26 protein-coding genes are annotated in these 23,248 nt (G+C 62.9%); 11 read left to right on the plus strand and 15 right to left on the minus strand.

Annotation, left to right across the window (positions count from 1 at the left end; all coding sequences use genetic code 11):
- Positions 1–19: 19 nt before the first annotated feature.
- Positions 20–178, plus strand: a complete 159-nt coding sequence (locus ABRP18_RS01340; RefSeq protein WP_157543518.1) for a hypothetical protein — start codon at positions 20–22, stop codon at positions 176–178.
- A gap of 36 nt (positions 179–214) precedes the next feature.
- Positions 215–661: an NUDIX domain-containing protein gene (locus ABRP18_RS01345; protein WP_061015606.1), complete on the plus strand. Its 447-nt coding sequence runs from the start codon at positions 215–217 to the stop codon at positions 659–661.
- A 3-nt stretch (positions 662–664) separates the two neighbouring features.
- On the opposite strand, the gene ABRP18_RS01350 is transcribed toward ABRP18_RS01345, so the two are convergent.
- The 3 genes from ABRP18_RS01350 to ABRP18_RS01360 all read right to left on the minus strand — a co-directional run bounded on the left by ABRP18_RS01350 (position 665) and on the right by ABRP18_RS01360 (position 2,812).
- Positions 665–1,051 (minus strand): VOC family protein, encoded by a 387-nt coding sequence (locus ABRP18_RS01350; protein ID WP_193762207.1) that lies wholly within the window; start codon positions 1,049–1,051, stop codon positions 665–667.
- Between the two features lie 469 nt (positions 1,052–1,520).
- The gene (locus ABRP18_RS01355; RefSeq protein ID WP_113681242.1) at positions 1,521–2,420 is read right to left on the minus strand and encodes a hypothetical protein; all 900 of its coding nucleotides are present in this window, start codon (positions 2,418–2,420) and stop codon (positions 1,521–1,523) included.
- 182 nt (positions 2,421–2,602) lie between these two features.
- Complete coding sequence (locus ABRP18_RS01360; RefSeq protein ID WP_147251311.1) at positions 2,603–2,812, minus strand: hypothetical protein; 210 nt, start codon at positions 2,810–2,812, stop codon at positions 2,603–2,605.
- Between the two features lie 393 nt (positions 2,813–3,205).
- Between ABRP18_RS01360 and ABRP18_RS01365 the strand changes: the two genes are divergently transcribed.
- A complete protein-coding gene (locus ABRP18_RS01365; protein ID WP_349885323.1) occupies positions 3,206–4,063 on the plus strand; it encodes a hypothetical protein in 858 nt (285 codons plus the stop codon).
- A 21-nt stretch (positions 4,064–4,084) separates the two neighbouring features.
- Positions 4,085–4,438 carry a hypothetical protein gene (locus ABRP18_RS01370; protein ID WP_113681239.1) on the plus strand — a complete coding sequence of 118 codons (354 nt, stop codon included), beginning with the start codon at positions 4,085–4,087 and terminating at the stop codon, positions 4,436–4,438.
- Between the two features lie 20 nt (positions 4,439–4,458).
- Here ABRP18_RS01370 and ABRP18_RS01375 read toward each other — a convergent pair whose 3' ends face one another.
- Positions 4,459–5,460, minus strand: coding sequence for an SDR family NAD(P)-dependent oxidoreductase (locus tag ABRP18_RS01375; RefSeq protein WP_349885324.1), 1,002 nt, complete (start codon positions 5,458–5,460; stop codon positions 4,459–4,461).
- Positions 5,461–5,547: 87 nt separating this feature from the next.
- Between ABRP18_RS01375 and ABRP18_RS01380 the strand changes: the two genes are divergently transcribed.
- The 3 genes from ABRP18_RS01380 (at position 5,548) to ABRP18_RS01390 (ending at position 7,936) form a co-directional block, all read left to right on the plus strand.
- Positions 5,548–6,117 carry a TetR/AcrR family transcriptional regulator gene (locus ABRP18_RS01380; protein ID WP_349885325.1) on the plus strand — a complete coding sequence of 190 codons (570 nt, stop codon included), beginning with the start codon at positions 5,548–5,550 and terminating at the stop codon, positions 6,115–6,117.
- 77 nt (positions 6,118–6,194) lie between these two features.
- Positions 6,195–7,061: a hypothetical protein gene (locus ABRP18_RS01385; protein WP_349885326.1), complete on the plus strand. Its 867-nt coding sequence runs from the start codon at positions 6,195–6,197 to the stop codon at positions 7,059–7,061.
- Positions 7,062–7,468: 407 nt separating this feature from the next.
- Entirely contained in the window at positions 7,469–7,936 is a 468-nt protein-coding gene (locus tag ABRP18_RS01390) for a hypothetical protein (protein ID WP_349885327.1), read from the plus strand.
- Here the strand turns inward: ABRP18_RS01390 and ABRP18_RS01395 are convergent.
- The 4 genes from ABRP18_RS01395 to ABRP18_RS01410 all read right to left on the minus strand — a co-directional run bounded on the left by ABRP18_RS01395 (position 7,917) and on the right by ABRP18_RS01410 (position 11,504).
- Entirely contained in the window at positions 7,917–8,363 is a 447-nt protein-coding gene (locus tag ABRP18_RS01395; protein WP_349885328.1) for a GNAT family N-acetyltransferase, read from the minus strand. The genes ABRP18_RS01390 and ABRP18_RS01395 overlap by 20 nt on opposite strands.
- 951 nt (positions 8,364–9,314) lie before the next feature.
- Positions 9,315–10,613: a DUF6596 domain-containing protein gene (locus ABRP18_RS01400; protein WP_349885329.1), complete on the minus strand. Its 1,299-nt coding sequence runs from the start codon at positions 10,611–10,613 to the stop codon at positions 9,315–9,317.
- 4 nt (positions 10,614–10,617) lie between these two features.
- On the minus strand, positions 10,618–10,950 hold the full coding sequence (locus ABRP18_RS01405; RefSeq protein WP_349885330.1) for a YciI family protein: 333 nt from the start codon (positions 10,948–10,950) through the stop codon (positions 10,618–10,620).
- Positions 10,951–11,075: 125 nt separating this feature from the next.
- Entirely contained in the window at positions 11,076–11,504 is a 429-nt protein-coding gene (locus tag ABRP18_RS01410) for a polynucleotide kinase (RefSeq protein WP_349885331.1), read from the minus strand.
- A gap of 60 nt (positions 11,505–11,564) precedes the next feature.
- Here ABRP18_RS01410 and ABRP18_RS01415 point away from each other — a divergent pair, with 60 nt between their 5' ends.
- Positions 11,565–12,365, plus strand: a complete 801-nt coding sequence (locus tag ABRP18_RS01415) for a hypothetical protein (protein ID WP_349885332.1) — start codon at positions 11,565–11,567, stop codon at positions 12,363–12,365.
- A gap of 53 nt (positions 12,366–12,418) precedes the next feature.
- Here ABRP18_RS01415 and ABRP18_RS01420 read toward each other — a convergent pair whose 3' ends face one another.
- The gene (locus ABRP18_RS01420) at positions 12,419–12,922 is read right to left on the minus strand and encodes a DUF4188 domain-containing protein (RefSeq protein ID WP_349885333.1); all 504 of its coding nucleotides are present in this window, start codon (positions 12,920–12,922) and stop codon (positions 12,419–12,421) included.
- Positions 12,923–12,992: 70 nt separating this feature from the next.
- On the opposite strand from ABRP18_RS01420, the gene ABRP18_RS01425 reads away from it, so the two are divergent.
- On the plus strand, positions 12,993–13,601 hold the full coding sequence (locus ABRP18_RS01425; protein ID WP_349885334.1) for a MerR family transcriptional regulator: 609 nt from the start codon (positions 12,993–12,995) through the stop codon (positions 13,599–13,601).
- 148 nt (positions 13,602–13,749) lie between these two features.
- On the opposite strand, the gene drt3b is transcribed toward ABRP18_RS01425, so the two are convergent.
- The 4 genes from drt3b to ABRP18_RS01445 all read right to left on the minus strand — a co-directional run bounded on the left by drt3b (position 13,750) and on the right by ABRP18_RS01445 (position 19,323).
- Positions 13,750–15,792, minus strand: a complete 2,043-nt coding sequence (drt3b, locus tag ABRP18_RS01430) for an antiviral reverse transcriptase Drt3b (RefSeq protein ID WP_349885335.1) — start codon at positions 15,790–15,792, stop codon at positions 13,750–13,752.
- Positions 15,785–17,170, minus strand: a complete 1,386-nt coding sequence (gene drt3a, locus ABRP18_RS01435; RefSeq protein ID WP_349885336.1) for an antiviral reverse transcriptase Drt3a — start codon at positions 17,168–17,170, stop codon at positions 15,785–15,787. Before drt3a ends, drt3b begins: the two co-directional genes overlap by 8 nt.
- A gap of 72 nt (positions 17,171–17,242) precedes the next feature.
- Entirely contained in the window at positions 17,243–18,991 is a 1,749-nt protein-coding gene (locus tag ABRP18_RS01440; RefSeq protein WP_349885337.1) for a DNA/RNA helicase domain-containing protein, read from the minus strand.
- Positions 18,988–19,323: a nucleotide pyrophosphohydrolase gene (locus ABRP18_RS01445; RefSeq protein WP_349885338.1), complete on the minus strand. Its 336-nt coding sequence runs from the start codon at positions 19,321–19,323 to the stop codon at positions 18,988–18,990. Before ABRP18_RS01445 ends, ABRP18_RS01440 begins: the two co-directional genes overlap by 4 nt.
- Positions 19,324–19,393: 70 nt before the next feature.
- Between ABRP18_RS01445 and ABRP18_RS01450 the strand changes: the two genes are divergently transcribed.
- On the plus strand, positions 19,394–19,804 hold the full coding sequence (locus ABRP18_RS01450) for a (deoxy)nucleoside triphosphate pyrophosphohydrolase (RefSeq protein ID WP_349885339.1): 411 nt from the start codon (positions 19,394–19,396) through the stop codon (positions 19,802–19,804).
- Here the strand turns inward: ABRP18_RS01450 and ABRP18_RS01455 are convergent.
- Positions 19,794–20,876: a hypothetical protein gene (locus tag ABRP18_RS01455; RefSeq protein ID WP_349885340.1), complete on the minus strand. Its 1,083-nt coding sequence runs from the start codon at positions 20,874–20,876 to the stop codon at positions 19,794–19,796. The genes ABRP18_RS01450 and ABRP18_RS01455 overlap by 11 nt on opposite strands.
- Positions 20,877–20,972: 96 nt before the next feature.
- On the opposite strand from ABRP18_RS01455, the gene ABRP18_RS01460 reads away from it, so the two are divergent.
- On the plus strand, positions 20,973–22,058 hold the full coding sequence (locus ABRP18_RS01460; RefSeq protein ID WP_349885377.1) for a type I restriction endonuclease: 1,086 nt from the start codon (positions 20,973–20,975) through the stop codon (positions 22,056–22,058).
- Between the two features lie 45 nt (positions 22,059–22,103).
- Here ABRP18_RS01460 and ABRP18_RS01465 read toward each other — a convergent pair whose 3' ends face one another.
- On the minus strand, positions 22,104–23,234 hold the full coding sequence (locus ABRP18_RS01465; RefSeq protein ID WP_349885341.1) for a GTPase: 1,131 nt from the start codon (positions 23,232–23,234) through the stop codon (positions 22,104–22,106).
- Between the last annotated feature and the right edge of the window lie 14 nt (positions 23,235–23,248).

Consider the following 23,248-nt stretch of genomic DNA (forward strand, 5'->3'; position numbering starts at 1 on the left):
GGTGCGGCATTCTGGGGCGATGTTCTCTGGCTCTTTTCTTCTCGTCCTTCTCGCGAATCTCGCGTACGTCTTCATCGGGATCGCTGTCGTGTGGCTGGTGATCTACTCGGCCGTGCGCGCGGCTCTCGCGTCGCACCGGCAGGCGACGGCCCGAGAACGACGGCCCGGCCCGGAGTGACGGCCTACGCGCAGCCTCGGAACCTAGGCTCCCGGCATGCCGTTCTCTGAATACGTCCGATCGATCCGCGCGCGGATCGGTCATGACCTCCTGCTGCTGCCGGGCGTGACCGCGGTGATCCGCGAGGGCGATCGTTTCCTGCTCGCGCGCACGGCGGGCTCGGAGGAATGGGGTCTGATCGGTGGTGGCGTCGAGCCGGGGGAGGATCCGGATGAGGCGATCACTCGTGAGGTGCAGGAAGAGATCGGCGCGCGCATCCGCATCACCGGGATCGTCGGCGCTTTCGGTGGCGAATCGCTCGTCGTGACGTATCCGAACGGGGATCGTGTGTCGTACGTGTCGACCGCGTTCGCGTGCGAACTGCTCGATCCGCCGGTGCCTGATCAGGACGAGGTCGTCGAGGTCGGGTGGTTCACGCGTGCCGAGATCGCCACGCTGCCGCATCCGGTGTGGGTGGATCGGATGTTGGCCGACGTCGGCTAATCCTCACTCTCCGCTTGCGCGGTCCCACCCCGACCAGTCGGGACGGTCGACGATGCAGAAGCGGTTGCCCTCAGGGTCTTCCATGATCACGTAGTCGGCGTCGGCCGGGCGTCCGTCCCAGTGCACCTCGCGCGCACCCAGAGCGAGGAGCCGCTGCACCTCGGCGGCCTGATCCTCGGCGTAGATGTCGAGGTGGATGCGCGGAGGCAGTATGCGCTCGGAGTGGTGCGCGTCGAGAGCGATGCAGGGAGCGTCGGCATCGCGCGGTTTCAACACGACCCAGTCGTCGTCCGCGGGGTCGCGTTCGACGTAGTCGAGGGCTGCCTTCCAGAACGTGGACTGCGCGGGGAGGTCCGTCACGCGGATCACGATCGACACGAGCTTCAGCATGGAGCGAGTGTATGACCGCTGAAGGGTCGTTCTGCCCAGTGATCGATAGGCGAGATGTCGCGCCGCAGGTCGCGACCAGCTGCCGGACGCCACCTCTCGAGTGTGACGAGATGGCGCCCGACGTCTTGGGCGAGCGTCACACGCGCCCGACTCGTGCGCGGGAGGACCGCTCGCTGCATAGGGCGACAAGCATGAGCGAGGAAGCGACGATTGCTGTCGCTGCCAGGACTGCGATCCACGATCCGCGGACGGTGACAGCGGGCGATCCGTTCACATCGACGTACCCGTCGAAGCTTGCGATCCAGGGGATCGCAATCGTGACGCTGTTCGCGAATGCGTAACTTGCGAACGATAGACCAGCGATGACCACGAGCCCAATCGAGATGCAGAGCGAGCACGCCATCACGAAGATGCGGTCGCCTGTGAAGAGCCGTTTGGGAGACATCAGGAAACCCTAGATTCCGTCGCGCTATCGCACGCACCTGGCAGTGAAGCCGTTTCGGGTGGAGAGCTCGGGGTACTTTCCCTGTGCGCGACAGGTGTTCCACCAACTGATGACAATCCAGGTGGCGACTCCGAGCGCGGCTGCGGCGACGACGATCGCTGCCGCGGCTGTGATGACGATCACGACGACAGGAAGCGGGTCGGCGACGATCGGATACGAGATGCTGCTCAGGCTCTTGTGCGCGACGGTCTGGGTCAGGACGTTCCCTTGAACGGAGTAGTGAGTTGGGACGCTCCTCCCGCTCGAGTCGCGAGCCCAGGCGGGTTCGAAGATGACGACTGCCTTTCCAGTCGAGTCGACGATCTGTGCGCCGCCATCCGCGGTCTCCTCCAGGCGGTTCTCGGGTGGCATCGTGAGCCCGTAGTCAAAGCGTTCGGGTGCCGCGTCGTTCGAAATGACGGTGAGGAGTTGTGCGCCACCGTCAACGGGGATGACGGCATTCGCGCTATCCATGGTCGAGGGATAGGCCACTCCACCGTTCGGAAGACCTTCGCCGGTGTCAGCTGCGTCTGCGTGGGGCAGGTCGATCCCGAGAACGAAGTTCCCCGTCGAGATCTGCACGCCTTCTGTCGCGTCGTTCGAAACCTCGACCCTGACGCCGACCTGAGCGCTCTCGTCATCTAGCCCATCCTCGATCTCAGAAGGAGCGAAGTCGCCGACCAGGCTGCCTTCCACGTGCTCCAACGCAGCGGCGATCTCGTGCCCTGCTGTCGTCTGGTCTCCGTCGCCTCCGGTATCCGCCCACGACGACGTGGTGGGGAGAGCGATGGCTCCGAGGGCCAGGGCAGCGGAGGTCGCAATCGATATGAAAAGCCGGGTGGGCTCGTATGGCGATGTGCGCGTGGCGTGGGAAACACGAATCATGGGGTCCTCCTACATCTAGTTCGAGTGCTTGGAGCAGATACAAGCACACATATGAGGACGATAGTGATATATTCGTCGACGCGCTCGACGCGCTCGACGCGCTCGACGCGCTCGACGCGCTCGACGCGGTTGCGCCGGTCGGCATCGCCTGCCGGTACGGGGCCAGGCGGCCGGAGCCGCACTCAGACATGTTCGGGGACCGGGATGCCGGTGGCGACTCTGTTTGGGGTGACGGAGTTCATGCGGATGCCCATCAGTCCTCGCACGAACGCCGCCGACTTTGTGACGCGCAATGGTTGGGCTCTTGTCAGTGCTCCCTCTGTGGCGTCCCGCGACTCGACGTGCGGCGAGTTCGACAGGAGATCGGTGGATGCCGCGATCGGTCGCGGCATCCACCGGTGTCTCACACGGCGTCGATGCGGTGGCGTCGTCGACGGGCGACGAACGCTCCGCCCAACAGGAGCAGCAGCAGTCCGACGATCGCTCCGCCGATGGGCAGCTCTTCCGCATAGACGCCGACTCGCCGACTCCCGCTACTTTGGTTCTGACGCGCTGCAGAATCCTGACGCGGGAGAGGCGGAGTCCAGGTGGAGTACTCGCGAAGCGATGTCCGACGGGCACTCGACAGCGCGGACGTGCCCGAAGATCTCGCGCTCAGAGCGGCCCCGGCGGCAGTCCTGAATTCGCTTGAAGGTCGTCGACGACGCATCATCCGGTATTGGGAGGACCTCGACCGTCGCAGGGACGGGGGATCGGGCGATGACGCCGCGAGAGAGTTCCGCGCGGTGACCCGCAGTACGCTCCTCACCTACGCGTTCGTGTCAGAGATCCAAGACGGTGAGACCATCGTCGACAGAGTTCCCGGTGTTCCCCTCGGCGCGGAGTTGAACGATGTCATCCGCGCCTTCGGCGCGGTCGGGTTGATCCAGCAGCGAGGCGCGGAGAGCCCGCCGGTTCTCGGGGTGACGCTGTACCTGCCTGACGATGTCGATGATGAGTTCTGGTTCCTGCAACGGCGGCGTGACGACCGTCCGCTGCGGGTGAGCTTTCCGCGTTTGCGAACAGGCCTCCCGCTCGTCGTCGTCCGCGTCGAACGGGAGCTTCATGGCGCCCCGAACCTGGTCGGAGCCACGACGACCTGCTACGCGATGAGGGGCAACGTGCCGGGGATCATCGTCGCTGGCCATTCCGTCGTGAACTCGCGTCCCGGCGACCTCCTGGGTCTGGATGACGGAAGTCACGGGTACTTTGGCCTTTCGCGGTACCAGCCCATCGATGCGGCTTTCATCGAGCTTCCGTACGCGCTGTCGCACCTCAGCGACCTGCCCGTCGTCGATTATCCGACGGTCGGTGACGACGTGATCGTGCAGACCAGGGGCGGAGGTCAGCACCGCCAGGTGGCCCAGGTGAGCAACACGATCGTGAGCCCGAACTTCTCGGATTATCCGATCGTGCTGTACCTCGATCGGGGGTGCAGCCGAGGCGATTCCGGCGCTCTGATCCGTCTTGATCGCACGGGTGAGGCGGTCGGCATCTATACGGGGACCCACCGCCCGCGAGACCCGCGAATCCCCGAGGCTCTGGGCATCGCGCAGAACATGGCGCAAGCCGTGTACGCGCTGGGCGTCCAAGCGAAGCACTGAACGCACGAAAGAGGAGATGCAATGAGCGATACCGCGGACAACTGGGCTGTACAGATTCTCGCGCCTCAGGAATCGGATGCGACGTTCCGCTCGCCGGACGACGACGGCCCTGTCGAGAGGCACTCGGCGCCGGTCGCGAGTCGACGCGGGGAACGTGTCGTGAACGCGAGTGTCGAGGCCATCAAGGCGAACTGGAACGACACGGTGCGGAAGCTGACCGAGATCGGTGAGGGGCTCGATAGCGGATCGAGCGGCTGGGGTGTCTCACAGATCGAGGTGGGACTCACGCTGAGTGCGACGGGTCAGCTTCTGTTCATTGCAGAAGCGAGTGCCGAGGCGTCGGTCAAGATCACGCTCACGCGCAGACCTGCGTAGCGCCCCGGCGATACCGCGGCTTACTGCACCGACCATCCGCCGTCGGAGGCGAGGACGGCGCCGTTGATGTTCACGGCGTCGTCCGACAGCAGGAACGTGATCGATGCCGCCAGGTGCTCAGCCGTTGCGACGGTCGGGATCGACTGCTGGAACGGGGCCAGGCGGCCGGAACCATACTCGGACATGTTCGGGGGCATCGGGATACCGGTGGCGACGCCGCCCGGGGCGACGGAGTTCACGCGGATGCCCTTCGGGCCGTACATGAAGGCCGCTGACTTGGTGACGCCGATGATGCCGTGCTTGCTGGCCGTGTAGGCGTTGCCTGAGGCGTTGCCGCGCAGGCCCGCTTCGCTCGAGACATTGAGGATCGCGCCGCGACCGGCGGCCTCCATGACGGGGATGACCGCGCGCATGAGCTTGAACGGAGCGGTCAGGTTGATCGCGATCACACGGTCCCAGACAGCATCCGGGGTCTCGCCCGCAGGGGAGAAGTCGTCGTTGATGCCGGCGACGTTCGCGAGGCCGTCGATGCGGTCGCCCGCGGCGGCGAGCACGGCGTCGATCGCGTCCTGTTTGGTGAGGTCGCCCGCGACCGTGACGATGTCGGCATCCGGGAGCTCCGCCTTGAAAGCGTCGAGCTTCTCGGCGGCGATGTCGCTGGCGATCACGCGTCCGCCTTCGCGGGCGATGCGCGAGGCGGTGGCCTTGCCGATGCCCGATGCGGCGCCCGTGACGATGACGGTCTTGCCGGCGAAGCGGCCCGAGGTGGGCTTCTCGGTCCAGCCCTCGGAGTCGTCATCCTCGGGGATCTCGCCGCCGTTGGCCGCGCGCACGAGGTCATCGACGACCGACTGCGGGAGCTGGCCCTGGCTCATGGCGACGAGCTGCTGCAGCGGAAGCCCGAGCACGGGGGTGAGGAGTTCCGGGTCGGCGCCCGTCTTCTCGAAGAGTCCGCGGATGAGGGGGCCGCCGGTGGGGTCGTTCATCCAGTCGCCGATGGTGGAGTGTGCGGTGAGGGCCATGCTCTTTCTCCTTGTTCGGGTTGCGGTTCGAGTTTCGCAACGGTGCGTCTACTTATGTTCCAGTGTACGCCTGAGTACGGTGGACGGGTGCCTCGTCCTCGCAGTGAGAAAGCCCGCCAGTCCGTGCTGGACGCGATGCGGCGCGCGCTCGCCGCAGACGGATACGACGCCGTGACGATCGAGGGCCTCGCGGCTGAGGCGGAGGTGTCGAAGCAGACGATCTACCGGTGGTGGCCGTCGAAGGCCGCGATCCTCGGGGAGGCGCTGCTCGAGGGGGCGGTCCCTGGTTCGGATGTCGTCGTGCCGATGACGGACGACCTCGGCGCGGACCTGCGCGCATGGTTCACGGCGGTGTCCGCGGGGCTGGCTCGACCTGAGGGTGTGTCGCTGGCGAGGGCGCTGATCGAGGTGACGGCGGCTGATCCGGAGTTGGGGCTGGTGCTGAACGAGCGGCTGGCGGCACCTATTCGCGAATGGGTGTCGGAGCGAGTGGCGCGCGGGCGGGCCGCGGGGGATGTGCGGGGCGATGTGGATGCGGGGGCGATCGCGGATCAGTTCATCGCGATGGCGTCTTACTCCGCGTTGATCGGCCAGCCGTTGAGTGCGGAGCGGGTGGAGGAGACCGTGGTGCGCTTGCTGCGGGGGATCGCGGGTTAGTCAGTCCATGAGCTGACCCGGAGCCCGCGACGCATTGTATATCGGCATGTCCTCATTTGTGCGCTTACATACTTCACATGAAGAGCATAGCTTCACACCAGACCGTTCTCTGCGCGAGCGCACTAAGTCTCGTTCTTGCTCTCGTGCCGCTCACTACGCAGGCATCCGTCCCCGATGAACCTGATGACATCACGGGCGTTCTCGAGGGTGCGGAGTCCGCCGCCGTAGGCGCCTCCACGCCGTCGGATGCCGAAACGCCTGTGCTGCAGATGGATGGTGGTGCTGTCTCTGTAGCCCTGGACGACGTCAATGTGGACGTCACCCTGGGGGCCTCCGAAAACGCGGAGATCTCCGAAGCCGGTCAGTATGCACTCGCGGAGGGCGACTCTGTGACGTACGCCGTCAGCTTTCCTGACGAGGGGGCGACGCGGCTCTCCGCAATGCTGTCGGATCCGCTCGGAGAAGATCCCCAGTGGACCTTCACTGGTGGCACTCAGCTGCTTCTCCTCGACGATGGTTCGGTCTCTGTGTCGAACGCCGATGGCTTCGTGGGAGGCATCGAAGCTCCCTGGGCGATAGACGCTGCGGGACAGGCGCTCCCCACGCACTATGAAATCTCCGGCTCAACCCTGTCGCAGGTTGTGGACACGACCGGAGCGGTTTTCCCCGTCGTCGCGGATCCCACGGTTCAGTTCTTCGGACCGTACATTCAGGTCCACCTGAACAAAGCGGAGAGTCGCGCAGCGGTCGGCGGCTACGCAGCATGCGCCGGAGTGCTGAACAAGTCCCCTGTGCCGTTCGCAAAGCTCCTCCAGGTCTCTTGTACGACAGTCGCCGCGATCGGGGCGTCGCAGGTGGTGGGCAATCGATGCATCTCGATCCACTACGTCGTCGGTGTCGGTGGACCCACGGGCGTCTGGTGGCCGTGGGTACGGAATTGCTAGGACGTACGCATGGGGTACTTCGTTGCAGGGGTGGCTCTTCTTCTTTGGGGAGTCTTGGCCGGACGAGCGGGACGGAAGCTGGGTGTGGTTCTCTCACTCATTCCCGTGGCCGTGTGGTTCGGGTTCTTGGCCTGGTTCGAGTGGACAGGCACGCTTGACGGTCCAGCCGGAGATGCGCTCCCCGCTTACCTCGTGATCGGACTTCTCGCGTTCTTCACCGGATCGAACCTCGCCGGGTGGACCGTCGCCTCGCATAAGGTGCGACGGAAGCCATGATCGACGTGTCGACGCGAGACTGTCGGGACGGATGTGCTGCCCCCCGACCGATCGCGACCGTGGTGAAGAGCGATACAACCCGGGCTGCAAGCTACGGGCCATCATGAGAGTGACGTGCTGACGAAGGAGCGATGGCAATGATCTTGGAAATCGGCGGCGAGCTCGCTGTCTACCTTGTCGTCTGCGCTCTGGGGGTCAGCATCGGTATCAGTTCCGGGATGACCCTCCCTCGAGGTCTGGGAGTAGTCGTAGCGATCGTCAACGTGGTCATCGTGGGCGGCGTTGTCGCTGGGGGATTCCTGTTCGGATCGGAGGCGCCATGGATTGGACCCATCTTTGTGTTCGCGGTTCTCGTAATGAGGGTGGTGACGGGGGCCTTGGAGCTGGCTCGTTTACCTGCGTTGAATGAGGAATCATTCGTGCACCGAGCCGTGTTGGTGTTCTCCCCTCGACGAATTCGCATCATTGAGAACGCGAACGCGCAGGATCCCGCGAACTCGCTTGCCGACTGTGACGACCGCGATCTGAGTCATGAGCGGAGGGCTGGAATCGTGGAGCTCTTGCGGAGTTGCGGCGTAACTAGTCCGTGGCAGGGGTGAACCGGAGCACGTTCGTCTCACGCTTGTGGAACCCGACAGACTCGTACAACCGCAGTGCGGATTCTCGGGATGGGCGGGATGTGAGGTCGAGCGTCCGGAGTCCGCGCTGTCGCGCGAGCTGCGTCACGTGCTCCAGGAGGAGCCGCGCGATGCCGCGCCCGCGTGCCGCCTCGTCGACCACGACGTCCTCGACGTGGCCGCGCAGTCCGGTCAGGGAAGGTGCGGTCACGAGAGTCGCGGTGCCGACGATGCGCCCAGAGTCACGCGCCACCAGGAGCTCCGTCGCCTCGTGTGCGATGACCGCCTCGGTTCGAGCGCGATCGAATGCCGCGGATGCGGAGAGCTGTACCAGAAGCGATGCGATTGCTTCGGCGTCCGCGTCCGTGAGAGCGTGCAGCGATTCGATCGTCGGGGTCGACTGGTTCATCTCGGTACCGTAGCCCGATTCGGGGCGGATCGCCGCGCCACGAACGGTGTGCGGACAGGGACGGCCCCGCCACCCTGACGGGTAGCGGGGCCGAATGAGCTGAGCTGTAGTCCTCTAGTCACTCCCTTCGGAAGAGAATGCTCCCGAAGCCGACGAGCATGAGACATGCGCCAAACAGACCAGTCAGAGCAGCGGGTGCGAGGTTCCCAGTCGTGTGCTCCGCGTCTGAGATGTAGCCCTCAGCAATCGCCATGACGATGGCGAGGATGATGATGCCGGCGCCGACGAATCCAATGCAGACCATTGCTCGTCTCGTTCGTTGCTTCACAATCGCTCCTACGGGTTACATCCTGCGGCCAAGACGTCGCTGTACCTTACGTCAGGCCGCCGAGCGCGAGTCGCTGGAGTGTGAGCGGCAGCCCGACAAGTCGGGCTGCCGCTCAGTGAATCACTCCTCCGGTGGAACGACATCTTCGTCACCACGCGCAGCTCGCCACCGCTTCATCATGTGGGCGTACCAAGTGGCGGCGAGGAGTCCTGTCGCAATGAAGAGCCAGGAGCCGATCTCGGGGAAGCGGACAGACAATACAGTGGACGCCACGATCAGCAAGCCCATCGCGACCGTCATCGTTAGCTTGGGGCCCGGTTCCGTGATCACGCCGAACCAGGTCCGAGGTTCGCATCTCAGTGCGGTGGTTCGATGATTTTTCATGATGAGTCCTCCTGGTTATCAGAATTGATCCGCCTGACTCATAGAAGATCGCAAACGAGGACCAAAGCAATATATTCGCGGAAACTTCGCGGACGTCTTCGCTGGCCTTCTCGTCATAGGCGCCGCGAATGGAGCACGTATCTCTCTCGATTCGATCCGCCGTGAGTCGGCCCGATCCTCGCCGTCGCACGCACACCCTGGGTGTAGTCGAGGAAATCAAAGAGTCGGTGGGGTGCTCGTCAGGTCGATGCCGAGGCGATGTCATCAGCGTGCTGGGCGTATGACCGTCGCTCACGTTCCGTTGGCGCGGTGCGTGCGGCATCGAGAAACGCAGACCTCGCTTCATCGACGCGCTTGAGGCGCTGCAGGAGATCTCCCCGCACCGCTGAGTAGAGGTGGTGTCCTCCCAGCGAGCTCTCGAGCGCCTCCGTCAGCGCGAGGGCTTCGGCCGGTCGTCCCGCGTTCGCCACGGCGACCGCACGGTTCAGGCGGATGAACGGCGATGCATCCACCTGTTCCAGCACCCCGTAGATGTCGGCGATGCGGGCGTGGTCGATCTTCGTCCCCGAGGCGGGGCGGACGTATTCGGCCGCGACCGTGGCGCGGATGAGGTGCCGTCCGCCGTGGATGCCCGCCCGTGCCGCCTCCTCCACGGCGTCATCGAGCAGCCGCAGCCCCTCCTCGATCTCGGAGACATCCCACAGTCCGCGATCCTGTTCGTCGAACGGCACGGACAGGCCGTCGGCCGTGGTGCGTGCCGCGCGGCGGGAGTGCTGAAGGAGCAGGAGGGCGAGAAGCCCCGTGAACTCCAGTCGTGCCGGGGAGTCCGAGGGGAGCAGCTGCCGGCACAGCCGAGCAAGTCGAATGGCCTCGGCGCCGGGATCGGGCTGGAGTGTCGGATCGGAGTAGCCGATGGTGAACAGGGCGGACAGGACCTCGCAGACGCTGGCGCTTCGACTGTCGAGCTGCGCGGCATCCGGAACACGGTACGGGATGTTCGCGTGCGCGATCTTGGCCCGCGCCCGCACGAGTCTCTTCTCCATCGTCGCGGGTGCGACGGCGAAGATCGCGGCGAGCTGTTCGATCGACACGTTCAGGACGGTGCGGAGCGTCAACGCCGCGCGGGCTTCCAAGTTCAGCGCGGGATGGCAGGCGGTGAAGATCAGCTTCAGCCGCTCGTCCCCGTGCGGGAACGCGTCGTGGTCGTCGGCTTCCTGGGCGATGTCGGCGCCATCGTGCGGCTCGTGCTCCAGGCGTGCCACCGCCCGGCGCTCGGCGTCGGCGTGTCGGACGAGGTCGATCGCGCGGCGGCGCGCGACGGTCGTGACCCAGGCGGCGGGGTTCGTCGGAACCCCGTCGCCTGGCCACCGCTCGACCGCTCGCGCCAGAGCGTCCTGCACGGCGTCTTCGGCGAGAGTCCAGTCGTGGACTGTGCCGATCACGCTCGCGACCACGCAGCCGTACTCGATCGATGCCACGTGCCGAACGGCGGCCATGGCGTCCGGAAGCGTGCCCGGCGGCCCTTCCGGTGTGGTCACATCGTCACCCGAGCGGCCACACGGGGCGCACTTCGACCAGGCCGAACCGAGCCATCGGGTGTGCAGCGGCGATCTCGATCGCGGCGTCGAGGTCGTCGGCGTCGATCACGTCGAACCCGGCGATCCATTCGCGGCTCTCGGTGAATGGTCCGTCGGCCACGATCCTCTCGCCGGCTCGGATGCGCACGGTCGTGGCGTCTTCGACAGGCCGCAGGCGGTCGCCCAAGACGTAGGAGCCGCTGTCCTGCAGCGACGCCACCCACTCCCCGGCGTTGTCCTCGGCCTCGACATAAGGCTCGGCGGTCGGGTCGGTGCAGATGAAAAGTACGTAGCGCATGTGTGTTCTCCTCCAGGTCTTTCTACATCTACTTACCCAGACGACGGACGACCACCAGCCCGCAGGACACGGATCCGGGAAAAGGATGGACCGCACCGAGGTCGCTGAACGCGGACGGGTGCGCCTCAGAAGTCCCCTTCGGCCACCTGGAAGCAGACCAGCCCGCGAGACCGCCACATCTCGACCACGCTGCGGCGGTCGTCGACGACGCCGATGACCGTGAAATGCGGTTCGATGTGGGCGTCGTAGATCTCGGCCTTGACGATGTTGTCGGCGCGCTGGTCGCCCGTGCGGCGGAGCAGAAGGCGGTCGAACGGGATCTCGTTGAACGTCAGCCAGGCCTCGGTGGCGCGACGGGCGGTCTCGTCTCGGCCCGAGACGACGATGAGCGCGTCGACTTCGGGGTGTGCGGCGAAGGCTTGGGCGGCGACGACGACCGGGTGGTTCGGGGTATCGATCGACACGTTGCGCATGTCGTACGGCGAGCGGTCGCCGATGAGGGCGAGGGTGCCGTCGACGTCGAAGATCCAGGCGCGCGGGCGATCGGTGGGCATGGTGCGAGGGTACTTGTCTTCTGGGGTCGGATTGTCGACGGGAATCGCTGATCTGGGATCATGGCGACCATGGATTCTGTCGACTTTCCGGTGCTCTTCGCGGCGTTGATCGAAGCTCTTGAGTCTCCGAACGTGGCGGATTGGATCACCGCGGGTGCGACCATCATCACTCTGGTAGTCGCGGTGTTCGCTCTGACTTACGCTCGCGGTCAAGTGGCCGAGGCCCAATTCGCGCGCAGGCAGGCAAGGGAACTGGAAAAGGAGCGTTCGCAACCGTACGTCGTCGCCTATACGGAGGCATCCGGTGCCACTCCGGCGATCGTTGATCTCGTCGTGAAGAATTACGGGCAGACGGCTGCGCAAAACGTAAGACTCGAGCTCGACCCGTGGCCCGTGCGTTCAGACGGAACTGCAAGTAATGAGCGCGTTGCGGTTCCGGATCCGATTCCGGTGCTCGCACCAGGCCAGGAGTGGCGAACAACGTGGGACAGCGCGCGCGAGCGCGGTTCTTCTGAACATCCCGATCGACATGCCGGGCTCGTTCGATACGAGGGCATCGATCGCGAAAGCCGCGAATCCGAGGTAGTGCTCGACTGGGCCGTATACAAGACGCGTAGGTGGGTGCAGGTGTACGGCGAGCATGACTCAGCGAAAGCGCTCCGTGATATGCGCGGGATCATGAAGAAGTGGAGCGAGAGCATCCACGGATCTCTGTCGGTTTACGTGCGTGATGGTCACGCCAGGGATGAGTCCCGCCGGGCGCAGGTTGAGGCGTACCAGGCCGGAGGGGAAGCCTCGAAACCGCGTCCGAAGCGAGCGTCTCTTCCCCGTCCCCGGGTGCAGCGGCGTCGACGGGCGTAGTCACACGGCGCCTCGCCGGTAGAGCCCATGGCTAAGGATGTCGTCCAGGGGCGTCAACCAGCAGTTGAGCGGCTTGAGTCGGTGCGTCCATCCGCGAACCGCGCCTGCGCTCGGTCGTGCCGTTTGCCGACGGGGACGAGCTCCGTGGCCTTCGGCAACCCCATCGGCTTCGTCGAGACGTACACGCTCTCGGCGGTGTCGACGCGGAAGGTCTCGTGCCAGACGCCCACTGCTCCCGGAGCCTTGCGGGCTGCGCGGTTGAAGGCTGTCCAGGCGGGGCGGTGCTGCTGGTTCGGGCTGGACGCGTAGGCGTAGAGCTTGTCGACGGATGACCAGTACTGCACGACGTAGGGTCCGCCCGATCCGAAGAGCAGGTGGTAGCCGAGCATGCCCGAGTCGGGGTCGGTGCTGAGTTCGCGCAGCATCCCCGGCATGGCGAAGAACGCCGGCATCCACAGGTCGGGGCGCCACCAGCGGTTGATCTGCATCCCGATGTGGAACACGACGAGCTCGCCCTCGTGGCGGTGGGTCATGCGGCCCGTGATGACTTTCGACATGATGTCTCCTTGATTGGATAGCTTCACTATCCATAATGGATAGCGCTACTATCGAAGTCAAGAGGTGGCCATGAGAATTTCCGAACTGTCGGCCCAGACCGGCGTGACCGTGCCGACGATCAAGTACTACCTGCGCGAGGGGCTGCTGCCCGAGGGAGAGAGGTCGTCCGCGACTCAGGCCGCGTACGGCGAGAAGCACGTGGAGCGGCTGCGGGTGATCCGGGCGCTTCTCGACGCCGGGGTGAGCATCGCCGAGACGCGGCGGGTGGTCGCGGCGCTGGATGATCCGCCGGCGAGTGCGCACGAGCTGCTCGGGGCGGCGCATGCGGCAATCACTCCGCCGGTGGATGAGTCCTTGGATCTGGCTGACGCAGAGGCGCTCGTTGCGGGACTTGGGTGGAAGCCGGGGATGTGCGACGAGGCGGTGCTGAATGCGGTCGCGCGGGCGTTGCAGGGGTTGGAGCGCGTCGGGTTCTCCGTGCCGGATGCGGCGATGAAGGAGTACCTCGCGAGTGCGCGACGGATCGCGGATGCGGAGATCGCGGGGGTACCGGAGGAGTCTGCGGAAGCAGCGGTGCGGTACGTGGTGCTGGGGTCGGTGCTGGTGGAGCCGTTGTTGTTGACGTTGCGGCGGGTGGCGCAGCAGGTGAGCTCGGGGGAGCGGTTTGGGGCAGGCTGAGGAACTAGGCGCCCATCCTTCGCTTCGCGGGACCAGGGCTTCACCCAACGCGAACGCGGAGTGAAGCCCCGGGCGGAGTCGCGCGGTCCTTCTCTGCAACGCCGGTGTGTGGCCCGCAAGCGCGGGCTGCTACCGCTGGGCGCATCTATCAATATACGTCGCCACCGCGCTTGCGCTGCAACGAGTCGTAGTAGTCGTCGACCTCCCATTGGAAGAAGCGAGTCCACGGTGTCGAGCCACCCGGCCGGAAGTTTGAGGGGAGCCGAAGTTTGCGCGCCAGGTCACGCTTTCGCTGCCGCAACAAGAAGGGCGAGTCCAGAAGGGCGCAAGCAAGAAGGGTAGCCCCGGTCTCGGGCGTCCCATCCTCCGTGGCACAACTAGCCGACTCAATGGCTAGATCTTCGAGTTCAGCGCGAAGGTTGTCGAGATCCGGTCGTCGTCGACAATAGCGAAGCGTCGTCAGAAGCGCGATCGCGTCTGGCGAGCTCTCCTTCAAGTTGAGCAACTTCCGTAGCTCCGGCGCTGAAACACCACCGTCTTCGTGCATGGACGCGAGGGCATCGAGGAGAATGAGAGAGTGCATCGGTGCGCCTGAAGTGGCGGGCGGTCGATGTATCTGACGGGAGAGCTCCTCGGCGATCTTAGATTCCACGACCGCACGCATCGCCCTCGGCATTCCGGCGACAGACATGAAGCGGAGCGCTGTGTGGGCGATGCGAGCCAGTTTGACGCTGTGAGACGCAGCAACGCCCCCGGCGAACAGCGAGACCGCAACATCGATCGTGTTGGTGAGAAAGCGTGCGACGCCGATCCAGTCCGCCTGCCGGGGTCGGTGTTCTGGGGCGTCTTCGTCCATTGCTATCGACTGCCAGCGGCGCAGCGCGCGTTCGAAAGCGAACTCGACCTGTACAAGGGCATAGTTTGCTAGATCGCCGTGGCTCAGTCCCGTGCTGAGGAGGGCATCCTTATACTCCAGCAGTAGTGCCTCGGTGGACGTGACGAGGAGGGGGAGGTTTCCCGGATCGCCATCTTCGACCTCCGCCGTGATGAGTCGACGAATCGACAATTTGAACTTGTACTTTGCTATCGAGCGTTCGGACACCAGGGGTGTTAATTGGTCCTTTCGCTTGGCGTCATTAAGGTAAAGTCGGAACTTCCGCAGTTCCTCGCTTAGAACGTTCACTATTCGAGCTGCGTCTTCATCTGAGGCGCAGAATATGAAGAAATCATCTACGAATCTACGGATCTCGTAGTCGCGACGATGAAGTAAAGGATCGTTACTTAAACGGAGGGATCGTTCGGCGCGCACGTCGACCTCTTGCAGCATGACTTCTGCAAAAATCCGGGAGACTTCCGGGCCGATGAGAATGCCGTGAGTTTCTAAGTCATTGGCGCTCTGCATCAGTTTGTCAAAGCGTCCACCAAATGTCGAGGTGGTACTGTTCGTCCGTGTCTTGCTGTCCTCCAGGCCATTCGTCACCCAAGATATGGCATGGGTATAAATACTGTCGAAACATCTCGTCACGTCCACGTGAACGAGGCGCGCGTATTTCCGCTCGAGAGTTCTCATCTCCGGCGATTCGTGGAACTTATAGATATGTGAATACCCCCCATATGTGAAGAAGGAACGTAGTCTCTCATATTCCCTATCGTCTTCCTCGACGCCGGTGGGCTCGTGATCCAAATTGCTCGAAAAGACGGCATCCCTGAACACTGAGAATCTCGCAACATCGGAGGCGTGCCGGATAGAGAAGGGACTTCTCTTTGTGTAGTGCAGAATCGAGTCGGCGTGTCGCTCATAAAAATCGGCGACCGCGAGCTGGGATCGCGGGTGCATCATCGACACTGAACGTATGCCGCTGGCATTTTTGCCAATGTTGAAGGAAAGCGACTTTGTTCGCGGGAACTCTTGCTCACGACCGAGGCGCGGATCGTAGAACGTAACGGACGTTCCCTGAGCGGGGCGGGATACGGATATAACTCCCCCGAAGATCAATGAGAGGACTGAGGGCGTCGACTCACCGATCCACTGAGCAGTAACAGTTCTGCCGCTGATTCGAATCTTCAGCTCGGAAAGTAGGGCAACGAAACCTGCGTTGTCGAACGAGACTGGAAGTTCGTAAGGCAGCACGTCTGAAAGTAGAGCCCTTTCAACCCGCGAAGAGACCTTGTTCTTATTGGTCCTAACCACGCCACACCGCCACAAGTCGCTTCAATTGATGCTGATTGTATCGATTAAAGATCTTCTCATTGAATCCACTCACGAAAGACATCCGGCTCAGCCGGTTGTGGACGCGAGCCGGGAGCATGGATCGATATGTATCGATCAGCTGATTCAGCGCGTTATCGAGGTCTGCAAGCGAGACGGAGTCCGGTGATAGGTGCGGGTAGTTGAAGTAGATGCCGGTAACTGCCCGACCTTTACTGTTCGCAAGCTTGGTGTTGCTGGTGAGGAAACGGACGCGATCCGTCAGGAGCCCCTCATGTCCGGCGTTAGCGAAAGAAGTCGAACCCCACCTCTTGAAAGATGCGTCCAGTCGGTGCAGGTATCGATCTATCGCTCGCTGTGACATCTCCGTGCGAACGGCGCCTCCATGCTTGGTCAACGCGTAGCCGAGAAAATCGATTGGAGTCGAAATATCGAAGGGATCCTTCTTCGGAACTGCATGGGGCACTGGGTCGATCCGCTGGGTCTTTGAACTGCTCAGGGACAGGCCGAGTTGCGCGATCGACTCGTCAATCAGAATTTCAACTCTATCTCTGTCTTGGCTGTTCCGCGCGACAATGACAATGTCGTCGACATAGCGACCATAGAAATGCACTCCGTGGTCGCCAATAATTGAGGCATCAATTTGGCGTGCGTAGATCTCTGCAAGGTACGCAGAGACCCCCACCCCCGTAGGGATGCCGACTGTTCGTGATGTGAGATTGGACCACTCTCTGAGGAGCTGTTCGATGAGGTCGATGGACGTTCTGGACAGCCCGCGTGTCTCACGAAGGTGACTCATCAGTCGGGTGTGGTCGATCGACTCGTAGAACGCTTGAATATCGACTCGTAGAATATGACGTGGCAGCTTGCCTGCGAGCGCGTCTTTGAGCTGCGCTATCAATCGATTTCGATTCGGGGCGGACAGGCCGTGCGCGGTCCTTAGATTCGACTCCAATTGTTTCATGGCAAAGTAGCGCAATGGGTCTGAGGTTGTGGCGTAAGTCTGGCGAGTGCCGACAACCGCGCCCGCACTTAGCTGCCAACTAAAACTTGATTCATCCAGAATAGCCGACAGCTCGTCGCTCAGGACAGAGAGCTCCGCCTGGAGAGCGTCACGCTTGGCCTTTTGCTTCTCGGCGATCGCTGGCCTGAAACTTGCGTATTCGGTTAGAGCAAGTTCCGGATTGGATTTCCATAGCGGAGCGCATGTCTTCTTCCGAATCGAATGAAGTGTGCGTAGCTCGTTGATGATCTTGCTGACTGAGGCGAACATGCGACCGGGGTCCGAGTGCCCACGCCGAGCCTCCATCGTCGCAATTCTGAAGAAGCTGGCCGCGGTATATTCAAGGTGACGTGCCATGTGCCTTCTCTTCATCCTCAGTCTGACTCGTGTCTCGCGCCATTTGACTGGCAACCTCAGTCTCGTGGTTCTTCAATTGTCCTCATCGGCCAGAGCCGGAGCCAGTCGAGCTCGAAGAGCTGGATCACACACATAGACGTACGTTCCGCGCATGCCTCGAGTCAACAGCACCCCATAGATGTTCCGGATGAACGTCAGCAGATCATCGTCCCCGAATGCATCCTTCAGGTGCCCGGTATTCTCCTTGCCTTTCTTGTCCCGATAGCTCTCGCGATCCGCGACGATCCGTCCGGTTGCCGGGTCGAGGCGGAGGTCCGGCCCGATGATCACCCCGGCGTAGTTCAGGTCGTAGCCCTGAACGGTGTGGATCGAGCCGACCTCTTCGAGCGATCCTGTTGAGTTGATCCAGTCCTTGTCCGTGCCGTTCCACCGCATGCGCTCACCATCAAGCTCGATGTCGAATGCATGCGGGTTCTTCTTGGATACCCAATCCCACGCGTAGCCTGCGACGAGGCGGGAAAGACCGACCTCAGCATCCTTCTGGCGGATGGCATCGCGCATCTTTCCGAGGTCATCGAAAAGTCGGAGCTCATACTCACCGAGGTCAGGGAGCGATGGCGCTTCATCCCGAAGGAGAGCACGGACGAAGTCGACATAGTCTGCGCCAGCCTGCACGCGCATCTGGGTCGTCAGACGGAAAAAGCGATGTGCGTCCTTGGATTTAATGATCTCGGTGCTTAGTGCCGCCGGAGAAACATCATGAGGTCGCACACTCTGCTCACCATCGACGAGCAGGAGCTGATGCTTGCTCCGAGCCTTGATCCAGTCGAGCTGGGTGTAGCGAGAATCATCGCTTCCAAAAAGCGCCTCGTTGATCTCTCGGAACTTCTTGTTCTGCACCCCCGACGCCTGATTGGCTCGCTGTCCGAGGCGATGGGTCTCGTCGACGAGGACGAGGTCGTAGGTCTCGTCAGATTCACCGAGTTGGAACGGTGACATCACCATCGCAGCATCGAGCTTGGGGGTCTTCTTGAAGACTTTCTTCACCGACATTCGCAGAGACTGTTGTGGGATCACGAGAGCCATGCGAAGGGTCTTGAGTAGCTCGCGATTCTCGGGGACGAAGAACTCCGAGAACATCGAGTCTGGCTCGACTCCATCGCGGTCGTCGTAGTCTCGGATGTCGGCGAGCAACTTCATCAGGAAGATCGCGATGATCGTCTTGCCAGTCCCTGGATTGCCTTGGACTACGAGTGTTGATCGAGCGCCGGGGTCCTGAAGGTCATCGAGCACACCCTCCAGGATGTCCATGATCGCGATGGCTTGGTCATCGGTCAGCGCTTTGAAGGGCGAGAGCTTGAACAGGTCGGAATTCTCGATTTGCGGGATGCTGCGCGAGAAGAGTCCCTCTGCTCGCAGCGCCTCGAACACGTCTCGGAAAGATTCACGGTAGAGGGCGCGGTCGTAGTACTGGGCGTCAGTCAGACCGTCGTTGCCATTGAGGATGCGGTATTGGCCGTCGCCCGAGAACCAGCGAATGAGATGCGATTCAAGGTCGAGACAGACTGACTTGTTGAACGTGTGATCCACGACGACGCGGATCGACTCGAGCGACTCGTTCTTCTTCGCGCCGGCGAGGTGCTGACGCATCCGGGTGGCAGCGCTCACTGTCTCGCCGACGTAGAGTCCAGGAGAGCTGCGCTGAGCGTCGCCTTCGATCACATAGACAACAGGCCAATTAGTGTGCCGGGCGTCGTCGCGCGCCCACGTGTCAACGGCGTCACGGCGGAAAGGCAGGCGCTGGATGCTGAAATCTGTCACTCAGGTGCCTCGGGAAGCTTGGTGTACTTCGTCATGCGGCCCTTGGCCAGCTCGACGGGATACTTCGCCTTCGTCGACTCCAGCTTCTTCATGACGATCTCGTCGAGGTCAACGCCGATCTTGTTGGCGAGATGGATGCAGTAGGTGACAACATCTGCGAGCTCCGCTTCGACCTGTTCTTGGTCGAAGTCAGGGGACCACTGGAAGCACTCGAGGAGCTCGCCGGCCTCGATCGAGATGCTCTTGGCGAGGTTCTCCGGCGAGTGGAACTGGTCCCAGTCCCGTTCGGTTACGAAGGCGCGGAGGGTGGCGAGAGTCTGCGGCGACGGCATGATGCGACGCTAGCAGGGTCGGAGTAGGGGCCCCGAGGACACTCCCTGTTAGCTTGCTCTCGGAGGCATAGTGAGCGAGAGCCGTGTTATCGAGGTCGTTGCAGCCGTCATCGAGTATGACGGCAAGATCCTCGCGTGCCGCCGTCGACTTGAGAAGGCGGCTGGAGGGAAATGGGAGTTTCCCGGGGGCAAGCTCGAAAAGGGTGAGACGCACAGCGAGGCTTTAGTTCGAGAAATACAAGAAGAGCTCAGCACCTCCATCGAGGTCATCGCCCCGCTTCGAACCGACGAGACCTTGGTCGGCGAGAGCACGATCCGCCTCATTTGCCTTCGCGCCAAGTTGCTTGGAGAGCCACCGACGCAGAGTCTCGACCATGATGAGCTGCGCTGGGTTGGCCACAGCGACCTGCCTGATCTCGAATGGGCCGCCCCCGACCTGCCAGCAGTCGCGGAACTTGCAGCCGAGGACCCTAATCGATGACCACGAACTCCTCGTCATCGCGGACCACTAGAAGGATGCCCAGATCGGACAGCAAGGCTTCGAGGTGAGCGATTGGTCTGCTGGGAAGCAAGATGACGGGGATCCCGGGCCTGCCGGACTCCCGAACCAGCCGGGAGTAGTCGAGGACTTGTCCAATCGCGGTGCGAACGTATTCGCGAGCGGGCGACTTCTTCGCCTCGACAACCCAGCCTGACTCTGAGACGTAAAGATCGGGCTCGATCGCGGCTCCTGCGGAGGTAAGGCGAAGGCGCTGAGGAGTCTCACCACGGGACCTGATCCACTGCCCGAAGTCCTTCTGCAACTCGAACTCGATTCGGGAGACGACGCGCTCACCAGGGATGAGTGGGGCTGCAATGACGTACGACGAAGACTTGGGCGGTGTCCAAGACGAGGCCTGCGCGATTTCCGGGAGGGGCTCGGATGGCGCATCGAGTGCTTCCACATCGGCGTCAACCGGCACAAGCTTGAAGATGATTCCTTCGCGAGGATCCCCGTCCGAGTCCGGGATTGTCTCGATGCTGAACGCTGGCTCGCCAGTGGTGAACTCCCCAATGTAGGTGACGTAGGTGCCCTGTTTGGTGAACAGGCGGATGGGGCGGCCGTTCTTGGCGGCGTCTCGAAGCGCAGTGTTCCCGCGGGCGAATACTTGCGGACCGTACTGACCTTCGCCCGTGTAGAGAAAGCAACCGTCTCCCTGCAGCCCTTCAAAAGTGTCGTACCCGTGCCTCGCTCCGCTTTCCGGGCTAGTGATGACGAGTATGTCGGGAATCGATTTGGGCGTGATGATCCCGCCCTGCTCTTGACCCCTGTAGGCGGCGTGCAACTCTCGTCGCAGCACGGTGTCGCCGATCTCCAACGTCCAGACCTTCGGATCGGTGGGTCGGAGCTGCCGATCGAACCGCGCCCGCACAGCGTCAGCCTGGGTGTCGTCGAGTTCCCATCCGGCGGCGCCTTCGGATGGCCTGCCGTACTGCTCTCCGAGGAAGCCACGGATGCGCTTCTGGGTGACGTTCAACTCCAGCGATAGTCGGGCCGGCGTCGTTGTGCTCACGCCACGCAGCATATCGATATGCCGCACCGCCCATGCTTCGTTCCAGGGTCCGCTATCGTCTGGACTAAAGCGTGTTCAACGAAGAGCGGAGTAACGGTGGAGTTTTCAGAGCGTCTCGATTCCCTCGCAACGAAGGTGAAAAACCAGGCGACGGCGATCGGGACCGAGGAGGCAACGAAGAATGCGTTCGTCATGCCGTTCATCTCGACGATTCTTGGTTACGACGTCTTCGACCCGCTCGAGGTCGTCCCCGAGTTCACGGCCGATGTCGGCACGAAGAAGGGGGAGAAGATTGACTACGCCATCATGCGCGACAGCGAGGTTCAGATCCTCATCGAGTGCAAGCCATCGATGGGGTCGCTCAAGATCGAGCACGCTTCGCAGCTCTTCCGTTACTTCGCCGTCACGAACGCGCGCATCGCTGTTCTGACGAACGGCGTCGTCTGGCACTTCTACACTGACCTCGACGCTCCGAACCGGATGGACGCCAAGCCGTTCCTCGTGCTCGACCTGCTCGACATCGACGAGACTCTGATCCCGGAGATTCAGAAGCTGAGCAAGGAGAGTTTCGACCTCGACTCCATCATCAGCGCGGCCGAGGAGCTCAAGTACATCGGTGCCCTCAAGCGAGAGATCGCCAGCCAGTTCCGCGAACCGACTGACGAGTGGATCAAGTTCTTCGCGACGCGTGTCTACGACGGCTCTTACACACAGAAAGTGCGGCAGCAGTTTACGGGGCTGGTTGGCAAGGCGGCGCACCAGTTCCTGAACGAGCGTGTGAATGATCGTCTGAAGACCGCCCTCGGCGTGAGCGGAATTGCGCACACGTCAGACCCTTCGCCGGCGACGAGTGCTGAGGTCGCGGAAGCAGACCTCGACCGCGACACCGAGATTGAGACCACTCTCGAAGAGCTAGAGGGCTACCAGATCGTGAAGGCGATCGCCTGTGGCGAGGTCAAGCCGCAGCGCGTCACGCACCGCGATGCGAAGAGCTACTTCGCCGTGCTGCTCGATGACAACAACCGGAAGCCTGTGGCCCGTCTTCACTTCAACGGGAAGCAGAAGTACCTGGGGCTGTTGGACGAGGACAAGGTCGAGACACGGCATGCGATCGAAGAGCTCGATGAGATCTATTCGCACGCGGATGGAATCCGCGAGGCCGTTCGCAGATACAAGGACTAGTCCGAAGGACGGGTGGCGGCGCCTCGATTGGGTGCGGAACGCCGCTCAACTTCGCACGCCGCTCACCTTCTTGAACCACACGCCGACCTGCGTCTGGAACAGCTCGCGCACCAGGTTGCTGTCGAGCGCACCGTCGACGCCTCGCAGTCGACCCTGCGTGAGCTCACCGCAGACCACCGCCCACGCGTAGCCGATCGCCATCGTGAACGTGCTGGCGACGGTGCCCGAGATCACGCCGCCGACCACGGTTCCCGCTCCGGGGATGAACTTCAGGAGTCCGGCGACGGCGCTTCGTCCTGCGGCAGAGACGGCGACTGTCGCTGCGGTCGCCGCGATCGTTGCGGTCTCGACCCTGACGCCGTAGATCGCCGCGACCCTGGCCATCATCCCGAGCTGAATGGGGACGAGCACCCCTGCGTCGGCGACGGGGATCGGAATCGCTCCGACCGTCAACGCCGCCGTGGCAGCCGCGCGGACAACTGTTTGAGCTTGCTTGCGCTTTCTTGCCAGATCGACTTTCTGGGCGGCTGCGAACGCTGCTTCAACACCCTCGGGAGCTGCGCGAAACGTGGCATCCACGAGCTCCGTGAGCCCGTGCTGCACCTGGCCGGTGAACTCATCGGCCGTCGACATCACCAGGATCGGACGGCCTCCCACGATCGGCAGGCCGAGCCCGGCGATGTGATCCGCCAGAGTCAGAGCGTCGGCGTGATACTCACCGTTCCGCGAGGGCACCTGCGTCAGGACGGCGACGACGGGCAGGCCGAGCTCGTGCAGGCGACGGATGAACTCCGCCTCGGTGTCCTCGAACCGCCGGTCCGTCGCCCGGACGCAATACCAGGCGACGTGGATCTGCTCGGAGAGAGGCCGCTGGCGCATCTTCTTCAGGTAGTCGCCGAGCTCGCGGATCAGCTCATCGGTGTCCTTGCCGATCTCGAGACCACGGGTGTCGAGCAGGCCGAGGAAGCCGGAACGATGGATGTAGAGATGCTCGTCCATCGTGACGGGCTCGCCGACGCCGGTGGGAGCGACCTCCTCGCCGAAGATCGCGTTGATCAGCGTCGACTTCCCGACGCCCGTCTTGCCGAAGATGGCGAGATTGAAGCGGCCGATCTCGTCCGCCTGCTCTTTCCACTGGCTGCGGAACTCGTCTTCAGAGAAGGTCTCACCCGTCATTGCGCACTCCCTCT

Source organism: Microbacterium sp. WHRI 7836, from assembly GCF_040223885.2.
Lineage (GTDB): Bacteria > Actinomycetota > Actinomycetes > Actinomycetales > Microbacteriaceae > Microbacterium > Microbacterium oxydans.

What these genes read in the sequence shown, in the direction of transcription:
- ABRP18_RS01425 (WP_349885334.1), top strand. Translation starts at nt 12,993, where the DNA reads ATGAGAATTTCCGAACTGTCGGCCCAGACCGGCGTGACCGTGCCGACG.
- ABRP18_RS01355 (WP_113681242.1), bottom strand. Translation starts at nt 2,420, where the DNA reads ATGATTCGTGTTTCCCACGCCACGCGCACATCGCCATACGAGCCCACC.
- ABRP18_RS01420 (WP_349885333.1), bottom strand. Translation starts at nt 12,922, where the DNA reads ATGTCGAAAGTCATCACGGGCCGCATGACCCACCGCCACGAGGGCGAG.
- ABRP18_RS01345 (WP_061015606.1), top strand. Translation starts at nt 215, where the DNA reads ATGCCGTTCTCTGAATACGTCCGATCGATCCGCGCGCGGATCGGTCAT.
- ABRP18_RS01390 (WP_349885327.1), top strand. Translation starts at nt 7,469, where the DNA reads ATGGCAATGATCTTGGAAATCGGCGGCGAGCTCGCTGTCTACCTTGTC.
- ABRP18_RS01415 (WP_349885332.1), top strand. Translation starts at nt 11,565, where the DNA reads ATGGCGACCATGGATTCTGTCGACTTTCCGGTGCTCTTCGCGGCGTTG.
- ABRP18_RS01375 (WP_349885324.1), bottom strand. Translation starts at nt 5,460, where the DNA reads ATGGCCCTCACCGCACACTCCACCATCGGCGACTGGATGAACGACCCC.
- ABRP18_RS01405 (WP_349885330.1), bottom strand. Translation starts at nt 10,950, where the DNA reads ATGCGCTACGTACTTTTCATCTGCACCGACCCGACCGCCGAGCCTTAT.
- ABRP18_RS01385 (WP_349885326.1), top strand. Translation starts at nt 6,195, where the DNA reads ATGAAGAGCATAGCTTCACACCAGACCGTTCTCTGCGCGAGCGCACTA.
- ABRP18_RS01465 (WP_349885341.1), bottom strand. Translation starts at nt 23,234, where the DNA reads ATGACGGGTGAGACCTTCTCTGAAGACGAGTTCCGCAGCCAGTGGAAA.
- ABRP18_RS01360 (WP_147251311.1), bottom strand. Translation starts at nt 2,812, where the DNA reads ATGCCGCGACCGATCGCGGCATCCACCGATCTCCTGTCGAACTCGCCG.
- ABRP18_RS01395 (WP_349885328.1), bottom strand. Translation starts at nt 8,363, where the DNA reads ATGAACCAGTCGACCCCGACGATCGAATCGCTGCACGCTCTCACGGAC.
- drt3a (WP_349885336.1), bottom strand. Translation starts at nt 17,170, where the DNA reads ATGGCACGTCACCTTGAATATACCGCGGCCAGCTTCTTCAGAATTGCG.
- ABRP18_RS01410 (WP_349885331.1), bottom strand. Translation starts at nt 11,504, where the DNA reads ATGCCCACCGATCGCCCGCGCGCCTGGATCTTCGACGTCGACGGCACC.
- ABRP18_RS01445 (WP_349885338.1), bottom strand. Translation starts at nt 19,323, where the DNA reads ATGCCGTCGCCGCAGACTCTCGCCACCCTCCGCGCCTTCGTAACCGAA.
- ABRP18_RS01370 (WP_113681239.1), top strand. Translation starts at nt 4,085, where the DNA reads ATGAGCGATACCGCGGACAACTGGGCTGTACAGATTCTCGCGCCTCAG.
- ABRP18_RS01340 (WP_157543518.1), top strand. Translation starts at nt 20, where the DNA reads ATGTTCTCTGGCTCTTTTCTTCTCGTCCTTCTCGCGAATCTCGCGTAC.
- ABRP18_RS01350 (WP_193762207.1), bottom strand. Translation starts at nt 1,051, where the DNA reads ATGCTGAAGCTCGTGTCGATCGTGATCCGCGTGACGGACCTCCCCGCG.